Below are 17721 nucleotides of genomic sequence, written 5' to 3'. Positions count from 1 at the left end.
AATCTTTTGTCTTGCAATCAGATAAGCTTAGATTATAAATTGGTATAGATAGTGAGGCAGTTAAGGAGGAACTTATGCGTTTACGAAATATTCCAGGCGCTGAAGAAACATTGCGCCAATACCCTGTATTTGTCGCCAACCCGACCTTGTTGAAAGGGAAGTGGCGCGAGCATTTTGGCAATGACAACCCGATCCATGTAGAAATCGGCTGCGGTAAAGGTCGTTTCATCACGACGCTGGCCGAGCGCCATCCGGAATGTAATTTCATCGCCATCGAGTTAAAGGCTGAGGTGATTTTGCGCGCTGCGCAGAAAACCGAGATGCAGACCATTCCCAATTTGGCGATGGTTCAGTACAATGCGGCAATGCTGTCCGACCTGTTTGCGGAAGGTGAGCTCACCTGCATTTATCTCAACTTCAGCGATCCGTGGCCAAAGGCGCGCCATTACAAGCGTCGTCTCACCTATAAAACGTTTCTTGAGCTGTACCGCAGCGTGCTTGCAACAGACGGCCACATCGAGCTGAAAACCGATAACGAAAGCTTGTTCGAGTTTTCACTCAACCAATTTGCCAACGAAGGCTTTCAGCTGCACAACATCACCTTCGACCTACATCAGTCCGCACAGGCAGAAGGCAATGTGATGACCGAATATGAGCAGCGTTTTTCCGAACGCGGCCAACGTATTTATCGCACCGAAGCGTTCGCTACACCTCGTCAAACAGTTCTGTCAAAAACCGCTGCCGATTCTCCAGAAAGCGGCGCGTAATCTGATAGTGATCCGTCTCTTCGTAGGCGATCTCTCGCAGGGGCGCCGAATCAAAGGAAAGAATCTGCGCCCCCGGATACCCCAATAATATCGGAGAATGGGTCGCAATGATGAATTGCGATCCTCCCTCCCTCTCCAATCTCCGCATGACTGCGAGCAAGGAAAGCTGTCGCGCTGGCGAAAGCGCCGCCTCCGGCTCGTCCAACAAATAAATTCCCTTTTTCCCGAAACGATGTGTGAACAACGCCAAAAATGCTTCCCCATGCGACTGTTCGTGCAGCGACTTACCGCCATACGCTTCATAGGGTCTTAAGGCTAACCGTGCCGTTTCATCGACATGGCTGGCAAATTGATAAAAGCTCTCCGCCCGCAAAAAGAAGCCTTGCGTCATTTTCGGCAGCCAGGATAGCCTGATGTAGTCGCCAAACGCCGCTTCCCCGCGGTCAACATGATAATAATTGTTGCGCCCCCCGCTCCCGGTGTTGAACTCGCACTGGTAAGCGATCGCCTCCAGCAGCGTCGATTTGCCCGATCCGTTCTCCCCGACAAAAAACGTGACGTTGCGGGGGAATTCAATCGTATCGATTTTCGCCAACGACGGGATCGTGAACGGATAGTCCCGATTTTTCTTGGGGAATTGCTCCCGCAAAATCGTTACGCTTTTTAAGTACATCTGTTTCCTTCCTCCTCGCCTAAACATGTTACCAATTCTTTCCGATACTTTCGGTAGGGGGGATAGCTGGTGACCAAAACCGATTTTCTCCAAGCTAAAGCTACGTATTTAATCGCCAATCCCACAGCGGATGAATTCACCTTTTACACGCATTTTGTGACGGCTCACCCGACGCTTGCGATCGGCTGGCTGATGCTTGGACGCGAGCTTGAAAAGCGTGGTGAGCCCGATAAAGCCTTCGATGCGTATCGGCGGGCTATGCACAGCCGGGAGCGTAATTCCTTTAGCGAGGAAGCCCGCGATGCGTACCAGACGATGCTGCGCAAGCGAAAAGAGAAGCGCAGATCAGCCTGGGTGTGGCTAAGACGTGGCCTGTTGACCTTGTTCACTTTGCTTGCAGTCGTCTTGCTCCCTGCAGCAAACCGTAGCGGGGAAGCAACGCCATCTCTTCCTGCTACCTCAAGCGTGGAACAGGCGCCCGTCAAAAAAACGTCACTGCGCCATACGGAAGTCATCGCAGTGTCCGGTTCTGTCTCCAACGACCAGCTCGCCGAACAAATGAAGCGATATTTGCAATCGCGCCGCACGTATTACGACCATCCGTATACGGTCATCGCCGTTCCGGAGGAAGAAGGCGTTCCGCTTTATACCCCTTTGCTCTTTTACCAACCGCAGCGGATGCGCGGTATCGTGACCTATGATCCTTCTAGTGATACGATTACGGCTGAAAAATGGTTTCACGCCGCTTGCGATTGCGGCGATGATCCGCTGGCAGCGAGCGCGCGCAAGGCGTACCATGAAGAGCGCGTTGCGCTGGAAGAGACGCTGACGCTCCGCAATGCCCTGTACCGCACCTACCAGCGCACGGGAAAACTGCCCGAGCGATTAGATGACCTGGCCCGTCCCTATCCGGCGAACAGCCTACCGGCAATTCCTCAGCTCCTGGTTCCTCCGAAGCAGCTAGGGGGCGGCGCATCACAGGGTGCGCTGCCGGGTGAAGCGAGGTACATTGATTTTCCGTATCATCCCGATGCGCTCGTGGGCGACAACGTCTGGAAAAGCATGAGCGCGGTGCTCCCTCTTCCTTTTTATCCGGAGCCGGCCATCCCGCTCGAGCCGATGCAGCTTTTTGTCCAGCAAAAAATGTTCAAGCTGCAAGTGATGAGTGGTCCACACCTGGTGCGGCAATATCCGATCGGAATCGGCAGAGAGGAACGGACGCCCGAGGGTTACTTTTCCATCCTGCAAAAAATCAGCCAGCCCGGCAGTGCGACCAATGCGTACGGGACGCGCGGCATGGTGTTCACGAGCGCCAACCATGCCATCCACGGCACCAACAAGCCGGAGAGCATCGGGCACGACGTCTCGCTAGGCTGTATCCGGCTGCACAATGCGGATGTTGAGGAGCTGTACTCGTTTGCGTCGCCCGGGACAGAGGTCATCATCTCCGATCAACCGAAGCCGCAGCTGAATTGGAAAAATCCGTTCCGGTTTTATTTGCCGACGGATGCTGATGAAGAGACGCCTGGTATCGTCTATCATTGGTTGAATTGATGAGAAAAGGGAGCAGCCAAAGCATGCAAAAAAAGGGCTACCCCGTCGTCATGCTTGATGACTGCGGACTAGCCCTTTTGTATGTCAGCTTATTCTTTCATTTCGCTAAGCTCTTCTTCTTGCTTGTTATCCCCTTCGGGATACCAATGATCCAGCACTTTTCCTTGCAGCACTTTGCCGCGGATGAACTCGGCCTGCGCCTCGGAAAATTGCGGTGTCCAGTCAATGCCCAATTGATCGGCAAGCTTGACGACGGTAAGCAGCTCTGCCCATGCAACATAACGTTTGTACCAGAAGAACTGAGGTTGCTCATTCATATAAGGGTACAAATCATCGAATTCGGTATGTTTGCAATCAAGCGCACGTTCAAAGTATATCTTTGCTGACGCTAATTTTTCTCCAAAGAATTCGTTTAGATTCACTTTTGCAAGGTCTGCCATCGCTATTCCCTCCCGTCGTACATTCCTACTTTTTTCTTTATTGTAGCATGTGGCGGCTTAGCTGAAAATAGAAGATGCTTGCTAATTTGTGTCCTAGTTGTCGTTATTCTTGTGCTTCTTCTTGCCCTTCTCTTTTTCCGGCGGCTGCTGGTCTGTTGATTGCTCTTGCTGTGTACTGCTGTCCGGCGTTTCATTCGGCGGTTGCTGGAAATCGGCCGGCGGCTGCGTATCTCCGCCAGTCGGCGGAATCGGCTGCCCTTGATTGTCCATACCCGGCTGTCCCGTTTGGCTGCCATCTGACGGCTGATTCGGGTCGCCCGTCTGTTGCCCCTGGTTATCCAATGGCGGCTGTTGATCCCCTTGGCCGTCGCCTTGATTCTGGTCATCATGCTGCTTCGCATCTTCCAGCAATTTATCCAGCTTGGCTGTATCGATTTTGGCCACATTGGATGGAGGACCTTCCACGCCTTGAGCATCGCGCCGGACTACCAAATACGAGTACATCGTCGGTTGTGTCAACGTGTCGACATAGGACGTGTCCTTCACGTCTGCTGCGATCAGCTCTTTCTTATCGATCGAGTCGGCGAAACGGTAAATATCATACGTTACGTCCGAGCCCTCGTTGCCAATCCAGCTCAACACCACTTTCAGCTTATCGCCATCGATTGTCAAATCCGCTGCAAGCTGTGGTCCAGCCACTTCCTGTTCCGGCGGCTGCTCATCTTTCGCACCATCCGGTCGGGTAAATCCTTTGGATTTGACCCCTTCTAATGCCTCCGACATAACCTTGGAGAACATTTTCGCTGGAATGCCGCTTTCCTTGCGCATGACATGGCTCTTATCTTCGGTATCGAAGCCCATCCAAACTGCGCCCAAATATTCTGGTGTATATCCCACGAACCATGCGTCCTTGTCAGCACCGTTGACTAATGTCGACTGCGTGGTTCCCGTTTTCCCGACGACATCGAAGCCTTTGATCCGGGCGTTTTTCCCGGTTCCGTATTGTACGACGCCTGCCAGCAGTTGGTGCATATCCCAAGCGGTTTGAGCAGAAATGACTTGCGATTGCTCTGGTGCCACCGATTTTTCAAAGCCCATCTTATCATTCGAAATCTTCGTGATCACATAGCCTTTGGACATTTTGCCCCCATCGGCAAAAGCGGAATACGCTTGCGCCATTTCCAGCGGCGATGTCCCTTTGCTCAAACCACCGAGCGCGATGGCCAGGTTGCGGTCATTTTGCGGGTCGAGCTGAATGCCGAATTTTTTCAAGTAATCGAGCGAATTGCTGATTCCGACATCATTCAGCAGCGACACAGCAGGCACGTTGATGGACTGTGCCACCGCATCCTGGATGGAGATCGTCTTGCTGTATTGGTTATTGTAATTTCGCGGTTCATAACCATTGAAATTTTGCCGCATGTTATTCAATTGGCTGTACAGGTTGGCTTTCCCCATATCGATCGCCGGCGCATACACAGCGAGCGGTTTAAAGGTCGACCCCGGCTGTCTGCGCATATCGGTCGCATGGCTGAAGCCTTTGTGCACATAGCTGCGGCCGCCCATTAAGCCGGCGATCCCGCCTGTATGCTGATCAAGCACGACCATCGCGCCCTCGACCTGTTGCTTCGGTCCATCGGCCGGGAAGTTGTCGCTGTTCTTGAACTGCTTGATCATGGCATCCTGCACCTTGGTGTCGAGCGCGGTGTAAATGTCCCATCCGCCGCGGTACAGCATCTCTTCCGGCACGCCGTATTTGTCTTCGGCTTCCTGTACCACGTAATCGACGTACGCTTCATAGCCAGGCTTGATACCGGCTTCCGTCGGGTTTTTACGTGTCGGCAGCGGCTCGGCTTGCGCTTGCTGCTTTTGCTCTGCTGTAATGTACCCTTGCTCGCTCATCAGCCGCAAGATGGTGTCGCGGCGCTCTTTCGCCAATGCCGGCTTGGCAAACGGCGAATAGGTGGACGGCGCTTTTGGAATCGCAGCGAGCATGGCCACTTCAGCGTTATCAAGATCTTCAACGTGCTTGTTGAAATAAAGCTGGGAGGCGGCTTCGACGCCGTAGACACCATGCCCCAAGTAAATTTTATTCAAATACATCTCCATGATTTCATCCTTGGAGTATTTACGCTCCAAACTGATGGCGATGCTCATCTCTTTCGTTTTTCGCCAGAATGTTTTCTCATGAGAGAGAAACACGTTTTTCGCCAGCTGCTGGGTGATTGTACTTCCCCCTTCAGCCATCGAGCCTTGCTGAACGTCTTTGAGGATCGCTCCTCCCACCCGGAACAAGTCAACGCCGTTATGCTCGAAGAATCGTCTGTCTTCCACGGAAACGAATGCGTTGATCAGGTTCGGCGGCATTTTGCTGATCGGCACATAGTCGCGTGTCTCCTGAACCGCCAACGTGCCAACCTGTTTTCCATTTTTGTCATAAATCACTGAAGCTTCTGTTTTGATATCCTCCAGTTTTTGCGGGTCAATCAGTTGCTGACCTGCATACAGTAACGCGAAGTATCCCCCAAAGATGCTCAAGAGAAGAAAGACGAAAAACGAGATGACCAAAAGCGGCAACTTGCTCTTCTTTTTTCTCTTGGTTTTATTTGCTGCCATTTGTGACCTCCTGGTTTCTATCCTCTATACAACCAATATAGACGAATCATCTGTGAAAAAGTTTCAGGGCAGTCGCCGTCCCGATACTATCATTTCACATGTCACACTGTTTGTCATTAAAGGAATCTGAGAAGCGAAACAGTAAGACACATCGAAATATTCCCACAAATAAGTCGTACATTCTCTAAATCGAGAAGTTGTGATCGCTTTCGTTTGCCGTTGTTTTTCGCAAATCCCTTGGGCGGCAAGGTTTTTCGTTTTGATGACAATAATGGCATATCCCTTGCTTATGTAAGAACTGACAGGTATGATGGATAGTTAGAGGTAATCCCAACATCGAATTTGGTAACCTACCACTACATGACGGAAGGAAGGTATTTGTGAAAAAGAATCTGAAAAAATGGACAAGCCTGGCTGCCACGATGCTGCTCGGCGCTTCCCTCATTGCCGGCTGTTCGTCCGGCAGCACTCCGAACGAAACAGCGAGCGATGCAGGTAAAGGTGCAGCTGCTGGTACCAAAGACGAAGGTCTATCCAAAGAGCTCAACCTGTTCATCTGGTCCGAGTACATTCCGCAAAGCGTGCTCGATCAATTCCAGCAAAAGTATGGCGTCAAAATCAACTACGCAACCTACGCATCTAATGAAGAGATGTTTGCCAAGCTGGCAGTCGATTCCTCCAGCTATGACTTGTCCGTTGCCAGCGGCTATATGGTCGAAGCCATGAAAAAACAAAATCTGCTTGCGGAAATCGATCATGCGAACATTCCGAATCTGAAAAACGTCGGCAAAGAGTTTTTGACAACCCCATCCGATCCAGAGTCGAAATTTTCCGTTCCTTATCTGTGGGGCAACGTCGTCATCGCAGTGAACACCGACAAAGTGAAGATTCCGATCAAAGGCTACAAAGATTTGTTCAACCCTGAGCTGAAGCAGCAGCTCGTCGTCCTCGATGACGCGCGCTCGATGATCGGACTCGCGAATATCATGCAGGGCAAATCGATCAATGAGACCGACTCCGCCGTCTTGCAAAAATCAAAGCAGCTGTTGATTGACCTGAAGCCGAACGTGAAGGCATTCGACAGCGACAGCCCGAAAACGCTCTTGCTCAATGGCGAGGCGACCGCCGGGATCATGTACGGCGCAGAAGCTTCCTTGGCACGCCGCGAAAATCCGTCGATTAAAACGATTTTGCCTGAGGAAGGCTTTGAGCTGTGGCAAGACGATTTCGTCATACCGAAAAACAGCCCGCACAAGAAAACAGCTGAAGCGTTCATCAACTTCATTTTGCAGCCTGAAATCAGCGCGGAAATTTCCAAGGAGTTCCCTTATGCGAATCCGAACATGGAAGCGCACAAGCTGATGGACAAAGCTATTTTGGAAGATCCTGCTGTTTATCCTCCGCAAGAAGATATGAAGCGCGGTCAATACATGATCGATCTGGGCGAAAAATCGCAAGAGCTCGACCGCATCTGGTCGGAATTGAAATTGCAATAATGACACCGAAGGACGCGGTGTTCAAATGAGTCATTAGAAAACTTGGCTGCGCCAAGCCTTTAGCGCAGCCCTTGTTGCCCTTATACTGGATAAGAATTGTTTTACATTCTTATCTGTACAAAAAAACCAGCCATGACCGGCTGGTTTTTTTGCGTTACTTGGACGTGAATATCATGACATGTCCGTTTCGTTCCAGCTGATTGCGCCGGAACAGCACAAGCGAGAGCGTCAGGAAAGCTGCGCTGATGAGCGCCATGACGGCATTTAGCGCAAACGTCGTCCCCTCGTGCAAATTGCCGCTTACCATAAACAGATAGGCATGAAGGGAAAGACTGTCCGTCCACTCATTAAATTGCATGACAGCCAATGGCTCCGCATCGCTCCACCAAATATTCAGCATAATGGCGGCCAGTAGCTTGGGGAAAAACAGCACGAGTGCCGTGAGCAAATACGCTGACATCCGTCTGCCGGTCACGGTTGCACAAAGAAATCCGAGGCTGTATAGGGCCGTCAGCACCATGCCCGTCGCGACATGCCATCGGAAGGCGTCGCCGATCTGATAAGCGGCCGGGATCAGATAGGTCATGATCACGACGAACAGCATATTGGCAAACACCGTGATCCAAACGAACAACAGCCCGGCCATATATTTCGCCAGCGCAATCTGTGTTCTGCTGATCGGCAATGCAACCAAAAACTCCAATGTATGCTCCCGCCGTTCATCCCCAAGCAAACGGATTGCGATCGTCGGGATCAAAAAGATGCCGAGAAACGTCAGCGTGCTGCCATCGTTGTGTAAGAGCATTTTTTCCAATGCGCGCGCCCACCCTGTCAACGTGCGTCCCTCGTACGCCATCCCGAGCCAGTACAGCAGCCCGGACATAGTCGGATACAGGCTGAGCAAAAGAAAGGTGACGACGAACAGCAGCCGATTTTGAATCCATTCCTTACGCAGGAGCGGCTTAATCCAAGTGGAGCGGCTCATACCGATACCCCTCCTTTTGCGCAACATGAATGAACAGCTCCTCCAGTCCAACATCCATTACGTCCACATGTGCGGGCTGGGTGGCTTTCACCCTCTCCAAGCAATCCTCCCACTTGCCCGAGACCGTTATCGTGCAAAATTTGCCCTCTTCCTGAATCCGGATGACATCCTCCATTTGGCGAACCTCTGCGGGAACCCCTGCCAAAAAGACGGCCTGGATCATTCGCGAGGACGTCTTCAGCACATCGAGCGATCGATCGACGATCAACCTCCCGTTGAAGAGAAACCCGACATGATCCGCCATCCGCTCGATCTCATGGACTTGATGGGTAGCAAATAGCACAGTGGTATCACCGGAAGCGACTTCCTGCATGACCAGCTGCAGGCAGGTCTGTCTGACGATTGGATCGAGTGCGCTGGTCAGCTCATCTGCGATGAGCAGCCGCGGCCTGGAAGACAGCGCGATCAAGAGGGCCAGCTGAGTCTTCATCCCCTTTGAAAAGGAACGGATGCGGCGGTTCCACGGCAGGGCGAAAATCTGCTTCAGCTTGCGGCAACGTTCATCGTCCCAAGTGGGATACAGTCCGGCGCATAAACGGATCAGCTCGTCTGCCTTCAGATCTGGATACATAGTCTGAGGCTCCAGCACGAAACTGACGCGCTGCCGTACCTCGCCAGTCGTATCATCCATTTTCCTGCCGAACAAGTACCCCTCGCCTTCTGACGGCAGGACCATGCCGAGCAGCATTTTCAACAGGCTTGTTTTGCCCGCACCATTGGGGCCAAGCAGCCCGTAGACGCCGCCATGTTCAATGGCAAGATTCACGTTGTCTACGGCAGTCACACCGCCGTATCGCTTCGTCAGCCGCTGCGTATGAATCGCCAACTGTGTCATCGCTGCTTCCTCCTCTCTTCGTACCAATCGCGAACGCCCGCTGTCAGCATGTCGAGCAGCTCGCTCTCTGTCATCTGCAAATGGTGTGTTTCAACAAGCAATTTTTCCAAAAACGGTGCGATCGCTGCCGCTTTCTCTTCCATAGACAGCCGCTGTTCTTGCGTTGCCAAAAACGTTCCACGGCCGCGCATCGTCACAATGATGCCTTCACGCTCCAGCTCCTGATACGCTTTGGCAACGGTATTGGGGTTAATCATGATAGAGGAAGCAAGCTCGCGCACGGTCGGCAATTTGTCCCCGGGCGTGATGATTCCCTTTGCCGCCGCCTCCTTTACCCCGTTGATAATTTGTGCGTACAGGGGTGTGCTGGACCGCTGATCGATTTGGAACCACACGGCTCCCACCTCTTGTTCTAGATGTACTAGTTTATATAGTACAATATTTTTTTCAGGTTACTTGATCACGGGCCGTTTGTCAAATGGAACGGAAACAACGGTGGTGTAGGCAAAAAAAGAGGCCCTTCTACAAGGCCTCCAGCATTTGAGCTGCTTTCGATTATCCATCCGTCAGCAGCAGCGCGATACGCCGCCGCGTTCGTAGCGGTCTTTTAGCGCACACACGTAATATTCTTTTTCCGACATCGGGAATTCGCCCGGCTTGGCGTGGGTACGGTACCAGTGATCGAGATAGCGGTCGTAGTCAGGCATGCCGAAAACGGTCTTAATCACGGTCCGGATTCTCCGCAGCAGCGTTTTTAGATTCCTTCGCTGGTATCTCATGCCACATGATGGCCCGTCTCGACAGGGTCGCCCTTCGATTCGACGTACGGCGATTCTTGCAGAGAATATTTTCCGCCGCGTAGGATAGTGAACCACAGGCGCAAAGCATCGATGACGACAGCCAGCGTAATCACCATAAAGATGACGCATACCACAGTATCGATCTGATCATTAAAGATCATCTTTTTCGCCGCCTCGGCCGTCTTCACTCCTGCTGGCAGCTCGCCCGCCGCTAGCTTGGCAGCGAACGCTTTGGAGTGAGCCCAGAACCCGATTTTGACATCGGAGGAGAACACTTTGAGCCAGCCCGCGTACATTGTCGCCGATGCGAGCCATGCCATCGGTAACAAGGTCACCCATGCGTAGCGCGCCTTGCCCATTTTTAAGATAATCGTCGTGCCGACGACAAACGCGATGATTGCAAGCATCTGGTTGGCGATGCCAAACAGCGGCCACAGCGTATAAATGCCACCTAACGGATCGGTTACCCCTTGATAAAGGAAGTAGCCCCAGCCTGCCGTGATAACGGCGGAACCGACGAGGTTGCCCGGGAGCCAATCGATCTGTTTCATTTTCGGAATCACGTTCCCCAGCAAATCTTGCACCATGAAGCGTCCGACACGAGTTCCGGCATCAATTGTCGTTAGGATGAAAACAGCTTCAAACAAGATCGCAAAATGATACCAGAACGCCATGAGCGCCTTGCCGCCCACGATCGCGGAGAAAATGGTCGCCATTCCAATTGCGAGCGATGGCGCACCGCCCGTCCTCGACAGGATAGTCTTTTCTCCCACATCTGCGGCAAGCGCGGTGATTTGGTCAGGCGTAACCACAAAGCCCCATTTGCTGATCGCCTCGGCCGCAGCGGCAGCATCCACACCGATTGCGGCGGCTGGCGCATTAACGGCAAAGTACATACCCGGCGTCAGCACGCAAGCGGCGATCATCGCCATGATCGCGACCATCGATTCCATCAGCATCCCGCCGTAGCCGATCGCCGTCGCATGGGACTCCTTGGCGATCATTTTCGGCGTCGTACCAGAAGAGACGAGCGAGTGGAAGCCCGAAATCGCACCGCACGCGATCGTGATAAACAAGAACGGGAACAGATTACCTGCAAACACTGGCCCTGTGCCATCGACGAATCGGGTGAAGGCTGGCATGTGCAGCGGCGGCAGCGTCAAGATAATGCCGACGGCCAACACCGCAATGGTGCCCACCTTAAGAAACGAACTGAGGTAATCACGCGGTGCCAGCAGCAGCCATACCGGCAGCACGGATGCGATGAAGCCGTAGATGATGATCATCAGCGCCAGCTGCACTTTGCCAAACGTGAAGGCAGGACCCCATGTCGGCGAAGCCGCTACAGCCTGCCCCAGGTAAAGCGAGAAGAACAGCAAGACTAGCCCTATAATGGAGGCCTCCATGACGCGCCCCGGCCGGATAAATCGCATGTAGACGCCCATCAAGAGGGCGATCGGGATCGTCATGAAAATCGTAAAGGTCGCCCATGGCGATTCTGCTAAAGCGTTTACAACAACCATCGCCAAAACAGCAATCAAAATGATCATGATGGCCAGAATCCCGACCAATGCCAGCGCCCCGCCGACAGGCCCGATCTCTTCCTTGGCGATTTGCCCCAGGCTTTTGCCGTTCCGGCGCATCGACGCAAACAAAATCACGAAGTCTTGTACACAGCCGCCCAAAACGGCTCCGACGATGATCCAAATGGTTCCGGGCAAATAGCCCATTTGCGCGGCAAGCGTCGGACCAACCAGCGGCCCCGCTCCAGCGATCGCGGCAAAATGATGGCCGAACAGCACCCATTTGTTCGTCGGCACGAAATCTTTGCCGTCATTGTTGATTTCCGCAGGCGTTGCACGCCTGTCATTGAGCCCCATCACTTTGTTCGCGATGAAGCGACTGTAGAAGCGATACCCGAATGCATACGTACAGACAGCGGCGAGCAATAACCAAATCGTATTGACCGATTCGCCCCGCGAAAGTGCAAGTGCACCGAACCCTGCCGCACCCGCCGCCGCGATGGCCGCCCAGATGAAGATTGAGAGAAGTCCTCGTTTCATCCTTTTAACTCCTTTCCGATAACGAGAATGGAAGAATAATGATTTGTCAGAAGTGTACGAAAGATCCGGGAGAGAAAAAATGGAAATTGGCTAAACAGTCAAAATTCAAACGTGAATGGCACTATAGGCGTTTGAAAATGAAACCGATTTCACGATAAACGGTAAATATTCACGCGAAAAAAGCGCCCCTGGCTAAAAGCCAAGTAGGCGCTTTACTTCTTTAACCGCATTGCGTGAGACGGGTATCTCCGTTTTTTCCTTGTCCTTCATAATCAGATGGACGGAGCCTTTAAACCAGGGAATAAGCTCCCCCGTCTTCGCCAAATTGACGATGAAGGCGCGGTGTGTCCGGTAAAATTGATTCGCTGGCAGCTTCAACTCCAGCTCCTGCAGCGTAAACGACGTCGCATACTGCTCGCAATCAGTGTAAATGCTGGCATATCGACCATCTACGGTGGCATAGACGATCTCCTGCTGATCGATGAGCAATATTTTGCCGCTTTTCTCGACCGGAATCCGCTTTGGCTTATGCTCCTCCAACGCGCTTTGCACGAGAGCCGTCACTTGCTCGATGGTCAGCCCGACGTCCTCCCCGCTTTTTTCCCCGGTCCTGCCAACCGTCTTGCGTAGTCGGCGGATCGCCTTGTCCAGGCGCACCTCGTTGATTGGCTTAACCAAGTAATCTTCCGCCTCCGCTTCAAAAGCGCGCACCGCATGCATCTCATAGGCAGTGGCAAAAACGATGACGGGCGGATTTTCCTGCGTGCTCTGCAAATGGATTGCCACATCGACGCCATCGCGGTCATGCAGCTGGATGTCCAAAAAGACGGCATCCGGCGCAAGATCCGGAATTCGCTCCAACGCCTCCTCGCCACTCGCTGCTTCGCCGATCACCTCGATGTCTTCATACTGCTGCAGCAAATAGCGCAACTCCGCGCGTGCCGGCATTTCATCATCCACGATAAACACTTTGAGCAACGCTTTCCCCTCCCAACGGCAGTGTGATGGTACAGATCGTCCCGTTCCCTTTTTCGCTTTGGATCGCGATGCCATACGGGGGCCCATAGATGGAATGCAGCCTGCCCTTCACATTGGCGAGGCCGATTCCGGACAACCGATCCGCCCTTTCCCGCGTCTGTGTTAGCGGGGCAAACGGATCGCGCTCCATCCCGATCCCGTCGTCAGCGACCGTCAGCTCCAGACTGTTCTGGACACGCCTCGCCCGAATGGAAACGCTTCCGCCTTCGCGTTTGGGAAGCAAGCCGTGCTTGATGGCGTTTTCCACCAGCGGCTGCAGCACCAGTCCTGGCACGATTGTCTGCTCGACACCGCTTTCAATTTCCACATGCACCTTGAGCTTTTCATCAAAACGGGCCCGCTCAATCGCGACGTACGCTTCGATGTGCTCAATCTCCTGCGCCAGCGTCACGAAACCGCCGCTGTCGTGCAGATTGCGCCGGAAATAATCGCTTAAATAGATCAAGAGCTCTCTCGCTTTTTCCGGCCGAAAGCGGATGAAGGACACGATCGTATTCAGTGCATTGAACAAAAAATGGGGGTTGATCTGCGCGTGTAGCGCCTTAATTTCTGCGGTGGCCAACAGGCGCGATTGCTTTTCTAGCTCCGCGATCTGAAGCTGCGTCGAAATCAGTGCGCCCAAGCCGCGAACCAGCTCCAGGTCTACCGCGGACAGCTTGCGCGTACGATCCTGATACAGCTTCAGCACACCCACCGCGCCTCGCTTTGTCAAAAGCGGCACAATAATCGCCGAACGGAGTGTGCAATTTTTCTCCGTGCACCCGATCTCTTCCTTCGTTTGGGCGATCTTTACCTCTTGCTTTTCCAGCACCTCGCGAGTGGCGTTTGTAATAATCTCCCGCCCTGGCAGATGGTGCGAGGAACCTATGCCAACATGTGCCAACACCTTTTTGGTATCGCAGATCGCGACCGCTGCGACATTGGTCGTGCGCAAAATCTCCTCTGCCACCGAACCCGCCGCCTCAGTCGTCAAGCCTTCCCGCAAAAAGGACAGCGTCCTGTCCGCAACCCGCAGCGTACGCTGGGCTTGCAGCGCCCCGATCCGATCTTCCTCCGTCCGCACCAAGCCGACAATAATCATAAAAATAGCAATTCCCAGAGAATTCACGAGAGACATCGGGATGGAAATCGTTTTGACCAGGTCCAACGCCTGATCAAAGGGGCGAGAAAACAACAGAATGATCCCCATCTGCATCCATTCCGCGATGAAGCCGACCACGAGCGCCGCCTGCCAGGTGACATCGCGTTTTTTGCGCAAGGCATGATAGACCAGCCCCGCCAGTACGCCTTCGGTCACCGTGGACACAGCGCATGAAAGCGCGGTGAAGCCGCCCAGCGAATAACGATGGATGCCGGCAATCACGCCGGTGAAGGCGCCTACCCACGGCCCTGCCAGCAGGCCGGACATAACCGTTCCGATCACACGTGAATTGGCGATGGCGTCTTGGTACGGGATGCCCAAATAGGTACCATAAATCGAGATGCCCGAAAAAATCAGCACCATGATCAGTTTTTCTTTCAACGTCGCCCTGTGATGGAGAATGCTGCGAAACGCTTTTACTCGAGTGAGCAGCAGTGCTGCCACAACCAATAAAGCCGCACGCTCAGCCAACGAAATGGTGAGAGGATGGAATAATGGCTCCATGGAATGTCTCCTTTCGCCAGAACAATTGCCCTACCAGTTAGGGCACTTTCATTATCTATAGCAGGCTGGATTATCGTCAAGAGGGAGCTAGCCGTAGCCAGCCCCCACGCATGCTTCTTAACGATCGTTGGCTTTTTCCTCCATTAGAACCGACTCGATGAAGTTTAGTAAAGGCTCGCGCAGTTCCGCATTTCGCAGTGCGAACTCGATTGAGGTAGTAATATAGCCCAGCTTGTCTCCCACATCATAGCGGACACCTTCGAAGCGATAGGCATGCACGTTCTCCTGCCCACTCAGCTTCTGAATGGCGTCTGTTAGTTGAATTTCACCGCCAGCGCCTTTCTCGTGCTTGTCCAAAAAAGCGAAAATGCCAGGCGTTAAGATGTAGCGGCCCATGATGGCGAGATTGGATGGAGCCGTTCCTAAAGGTGGCTTCTCGATAAGGCTGCGAATCTGATACAAGCGCCCTCTTTCAGAAAATGGATCGACGACACCATAGCGCGGTAATTGTTCATCCGCCACTTCCTGCACGCCAATGACCGAGCCATTCGTCTCCGCGTATATTTCACACAACTGCTTGATGCAGGGCTTGTCTGCTATGACAATGTCGTCACCCAGCAGCACCGCGAACGGCTCATCACCGATGAATTTACGGGCACACCATACAGCATGCCCCAATCCAAGCGGTTCTTGCTGCCTGATATAATGAATCGTTGCCATTTTTGATGATTGACGCACTTGCTGGAGCAATTCGTGCTTCTGCTTCTGCTCCAACTGCTGTTCCAACTCAATCGCTTTGTCAAAGTGATCTTCGATCGCACGTTTGCCTTTTCCCGTCACGATAAGTATGTCCTCGATGCCTGCATCAACCGCTTCTTCCACAATATATTGAATGGCTGGTTTGTCGACGATCGGCAGCATTTCTTTGGGCATCGCTTTGGTTGCAGGGAGGAAACGCGTGCCGAGGCCGGCAGCCGGAATAATCGCTTTTTTTATTTGTCTCTTTTCCAATGTGCACCCTCATTCTTTACGTGAGTCTTATCAGCTGTTTAATCCCTGCTTTGAGTCGCTGCAGCTTTTCATTTGCATCCTGTTCGGATTGAGCCGCGTTTGCGCTTAGATAGACTTTCATTTTGGGTTCGGTACCTGAAGGGCGGATTGTCAGCCAGGAACCGTCAACCATGATCAATTTGATCACGTTGGACGGAGGCAAAGGAAGTTTCGTCATTTCACTCGTTTTTCTATTAATTCTCTGGCCCGTCTTGTAATCTTCCACCAGCCGTACTTGAATGCCTCCAATTTCGGTAGGTAGATTTTGACGTAATGCGGCAAGCTGTTCCTGAATCAGTTCTTGACCCTGTTTTCCGAGCAGCGTAACGGAAAGCAACTCTTCGGTATAATACCCGAATTCTACGTAAATCTCCTCCAAGACGCGGAACAAATGTTTCCCTGCCCGCTTATAGACCAACACCATTTCCGCGACGATGGCCGCGATCTGAACCGCATCCTTGTCACGGACAAAATCTCCGGCTAAATAGCCAAAGCTCTCTTCGTAACCAAACAGGAAGCGTCCTGTCCCTTCTTGTTCATACGCTTCCATTTTTTCACCGATATATTTGAAGCCGGTTAGCGTATTTTCCGTAACGACCTTATATTTATTTGCGATCTTTTCCCCGAGATCCGATGTTACGATCGTTTTTATGAAACGCCCGTTTGACGGTAGCTGCCCCTTTTCGGACAACTGATCCAAACGATAGTGAAGCAAGAGCACACCCAATTGATTACCGTTCAACATCCGAAATCCATCACCTGTTTTGACCATGACCCCAAGTCGATCAGCATCAGGGTCCGTTGCGATCACCAGATCCGCCTGCTTTTCTTGTGCGAGCCGCAGCGCGCTTTCAAACACCGCAGGATCCTCCGGATTTGGTGCCATCACGGTCGGAAAACGCGAGTCCGGCTCTGCCTGTTCCGATACAAGATGAACGTTACGAAAGCCGCTATTTGCAAGAAGCTGTCTCACGACTTTTTTCCCAGTTCCGTGCAGCGGCGTGTATACAATGCACAGTTCGTCACCTGCAGATTCAATCAACTGGCGTTGTACAAGCAATCGTTCGACCTGTACCCCATACGCTGCAAATAGTTCGTCGCCGATCATTCTGATCTCGCCTCGTCCTGATGAGCATAACCAATCGCTAGACGTGTCCATCACAAGTGTATCCCCAACCTGCTGAATATCCCGATACACCTCGGAAGCGATATGATCCGTCATTTGTCCACCATATTGAGTATAGACCTTTAGCCCATTGTATTCAGGAGGATTGTGGCTTGCCGTCACGACAATTCCGGCAAAAGCCCCGTAATAACGGATTGCAAATGACAAAAGAGGAGTGGGTGCAAGCTCTTGAAAAAACCAAACAGATATGCCTCGCTGCACCAGTATCTGCTTGATTTCGTCCGCGAAGGAATACGAATTCAACCGCGAATCATAAGCGATTACGACGCCTTGCCGTTTCGCGGCTTCACCTTGCCTGCAGATATACTGCGCGAATCCAAGCGCAGCCTTCCGTACGGTATATCGATTCATCCTGTTCGTTCCCGCCCCGATCAAGCCCCTTAACCCGGCGGTCCCGAATTCCAGCTCTTTGTGGAAACGATCTTCAATTTCAGCCGGCAAGGATCGGATATGCTCAAGTTCTTCCTTTAATTCGGTCGACATATCACCGTGCGCCAACCATCGATAATACTC

15 protein-coding genes are annotated in these 17721 nt (G+C 52.4%); 3 read left to right on the top strand and 12 right to left on the bottom strand.

Features of this window, described 5'->3' with window-relative positions; translation table 11 throughout:
- Positions 1–74: 74 nt before the first annotated feature.
- Positions 75–767: a tRNA (guanosine(46)-N7)-methyltransferase TrmB gene (trmB, locus tag EDM56_RS17175; RefSeq protein ID WP_122919090.1), complete on the top strand. Its 693-nt coding sequence runs from the start codon at positions 75–77 to the stop codon at positions 765–767.
- Here the strand turns inward: trmB and EDM56_RS17170 are convergent.
- Positions 706–1440, bottom strand: a complete 735-nt coding sequence (locus tag EDM56_RS17170) for an AAA family ATPase (protein ID WP_122919089.1) — start codon at positions 1438–1440, stop codon at positions 706–708. The genes trmB and EDM56_RS17170 overlap by 62 nt on opposite strands.
- A 69-nt stretch (positions 1441–1509) precedes the next feature.
- On the opposite strand from EDM56_RS17170, the gene EDM56_RS17165 reads away from it, so the two are divergent.
- A complete protein-coding gene (locus EDM56_RS17165; protein ID WP_122919088.1) occupies positions 1510–2994 on the top strand; it encodes a L,D-transpeptidase family protein in 1485 nt (494 codons plus the stop codon).
- Between the two features lie 89 nt (positions 2995–3083).
- On the opposite strand, the gene EDM56_RS17160 is transcribed toward EDM56_RS17165, so the two are convergent.
- Positions 3084–3434 (bottom strand): hypothetical protein, encoded by a 351-nt coding sequence (locus tag EDM56_RS17160; RefSeq protein WP_122919087.1) that lies wholly within the window; start codon positions 3432–3434, stop codon positions 3084–3086.
- 93 nt (positions 3435–3527) lie between these two features.
- Complete coding sequence (locus EDM56_RS17155; protein WP_122919086.1) at positions 3528–6050, bottom strand: PBP1A family penicillin-binding protein; 2523 nt, start codon at positions 6048–6050, stop codon at positions 3528–3530.
- A gap of 380 nt (positions 6051–6430) precedes the next feature.
- Here EDM56_RS17155 and EDM56_RS17150 point away from each other — a divergent pair, with 380 nt between their 5' ends.
- Complete coding sequence (locus tag EDM56_RS17150; protein ID WP_246009419.1) at positions 6431–7546, top strand: polyamine ABC transporter substrate-binding protein; 1116 nt, start codon at positions 6431–6433, stop codon at positions 7544–7546.
- A 154-nt stretch (positions 7547–7700) separates the two neighbouring features.
- Here the strand turns inward: EDM56_RS17150 and EDM56_RS17145 are convergent, their stop codons facing one another.
- The 9 genes from EDM56_RS17145 to EDM56_RS17105 form a co-directional block, all read right to left on the bottom strand.
- Positions 7701–8531: an ABC transporter permease gene (locus EDM56_RS17145; RefSeq protein WP_183192483.1), complete on the bottom strand. Its 831-nt coding sequence runs from the start codon at positions 8529–8531 to the stop codon at positions 7701–7703.
- A complete protein-coding gene (locus EDM56_RS17140) occupies positions 8509–9426 on the bottom strand; it encodes an ABC transporter ATP-binding protein (RefSeq protein ID WP_122919085.1) in 918 nt (305 codons plus the stop codon). The genes EDM56_RS17145 and EDM56_RS17140 overlap by 23 nt, the downstream gene beginning before the upstream one ends.
- Positions 9423–9821, bottom strand: a complete 399-nt coding sequence (locus EDM56_RS17135) for a GntR family transcriptional regulator (protein ID WP_221175986.1) — start codon at positions 9819–9821, stop codon at positions 9423–9425. Before EDM56_RS17135 ends, EDM56_RS17140 begins: the two co-directional genes overlap by 4 nt.
- Before the next feature lie 171 nt (positions 9822–9992).
- Complete coding sequence (locus EDM56_RS17130; RefSeq protein ID WP_122919083.1) at positions 9993–10205, bottom strand: CstA-like transporter-associated (seleno)protein; 213 nt, start codon at positions 10203–10205, stop codon at positions 9993–9995.
- Positions 10202–12289 carry a carbon starvation CstA family protein gene (locus EDM56_RS17125; protein WP_122919082.1) on the bottom strand — a complete coding sequence of 696 codons (2088 nt, stop codon included), beginning with the start codon at positions 12287–12289 and terminating at the stop codon, positions 10202–10204. The genes EDM56_RS17130 and EDM56_RS17125 overlap by 4 nt, the downstream gene beginning before the upstream one ends.
- A 192-nt stretch (positions 12290–12481) precedes the next feature.
- Positions 12482–13267 carry a LytR/AlgR family response regulator transcription factor gene (locus EDM56_RS17120; RefSeq protein WP_122919081.1) on the bottom strand — a complete coding sequence of 262 codons (786 nt, stop codon included), beginning with the start codon at positions 13265–13267 and terminating at the stop codon, positions 12482–12484.
- Positions 13242–14972, bottom strand: coding sequence for a sensor histidine kinase (locus tag EDM56_RS17115; protein ID WP_122919080.1), 1731 nt, complete (start codon positions 14970–14972; stop codon positions 13242–13244). Before EDM56_RS17115 ends, EDM56_RS17120 begins: the two co-directional genes overlap by 26 nt.
- Positions 14973–15089: 117 nt before the next feature.
- On the bottom strand, positions 15090–15983 hold the full coding sequence (galU, locus tag EDM56_RS17110) for a UTP--glucose-1-phosphate uridylyltransferase GalU (RefSeq protein ID WP_122919079.1): 894 nt from the start codon (positions 15981–15983) through the stop codon (positions 15090–15092).
- Between the two features lie 16 nt (positions 15984–15999).
- Positions 16000–17706: a phospho-sugar mutase gene (locus EDM56_RS17105; protein WP_183192482.1), complete on the bottom strand. Its 1707-nt coding sequence runs from the start codon at positions 17704–17706 to the stop codon at positions 16000–16002.
- Between the last annotated feature and the right edge of the window lie 15 nt (positions 17707–17721).

Source organism: Brevibacillus fluminis, assembly GCF_003710825.1.
GTDB classification, from domain to species: domain Bacteria; phylum Bacillota; class Bacilli; order Brevibacillales; family Brevibacillaceae; genus Brevibacillus_D; species Brevibacillus_D fluminis.
This window is presented reverse-complemented; position numbering and strand designations above follow the sequence as displayed.

What these genes read in the sequence shown, in the direction of transcription:
- EDM56_RS17145 (WP_183192483.1), bottom strand. Translation starts at nt 8,531, where the DNA reads ATGAGCCGCTCCACTTGGATTAAGCCGCTCCTGCGTAAGGAATGGATT.
- EDM56_RS17160 (WP_122919087.1), bottom strand. Translation starts at nt 3,434, where the DNA reads ATGGCAGACCTTGCAAAAGTGAATCTAAACGAATTCTTTGGAGAAAAA.
- EDM56_RS17170 (WP_122919089.1), bottom strand. Translation starts at nt 1,440, where the DNA reads ATGTACTTAAAAAGCGTAACGATTTTGCGGGAGCAATTCCCCAAGAAA.
- EDM56_RS17115 (WP_122919080.1), bottom strand. Translation starts at nt 14,972, where the DNA reads ATGGAGCCATTATTCCATCCTCTCACCATTTCGTTGGCTGAGCGTGCG.
- trmB (WP_122919090.1), top strand. Translation starts at nt 75, where the DNA reads ATGCGTTTACGAAATATTCCAGGCGCTGAAGAAACATTGCGCCAATAC.
- EDM56_RS17155 (WP_122919086.1), bottom strand. Translation starts at nt 6,050, where the DNA reads ATGGCAGCAAATAAAACCAAGAGAAAAAAGAAGAGCAAGTTGCCGCTT.
- EDM56_RS17130 (WP_122919083.1), bottom strand. Translation starts at nt 10,205, where the DNA reads ATGAGATACCAGCGAAGGAATCTAAAAACGCTGCTGCGGAGAATCCGG.
- EDM56_RS17140 (WP_122919085.1), bottom strand. Translation starts at nt 9,426, where the DNA reads ATGACACAGTTGGCGATTCATACGCAGCGGCTGACGAAGCGATACGGC.
- EDM56_RS17125 (WP_122919082.1), bottom strand. Translation starts at nt 12,289, where the DNA reads ATGAAACGAGGACTTCTCTCAATCTTCATCTGGGCGGCCATCGCGGCG.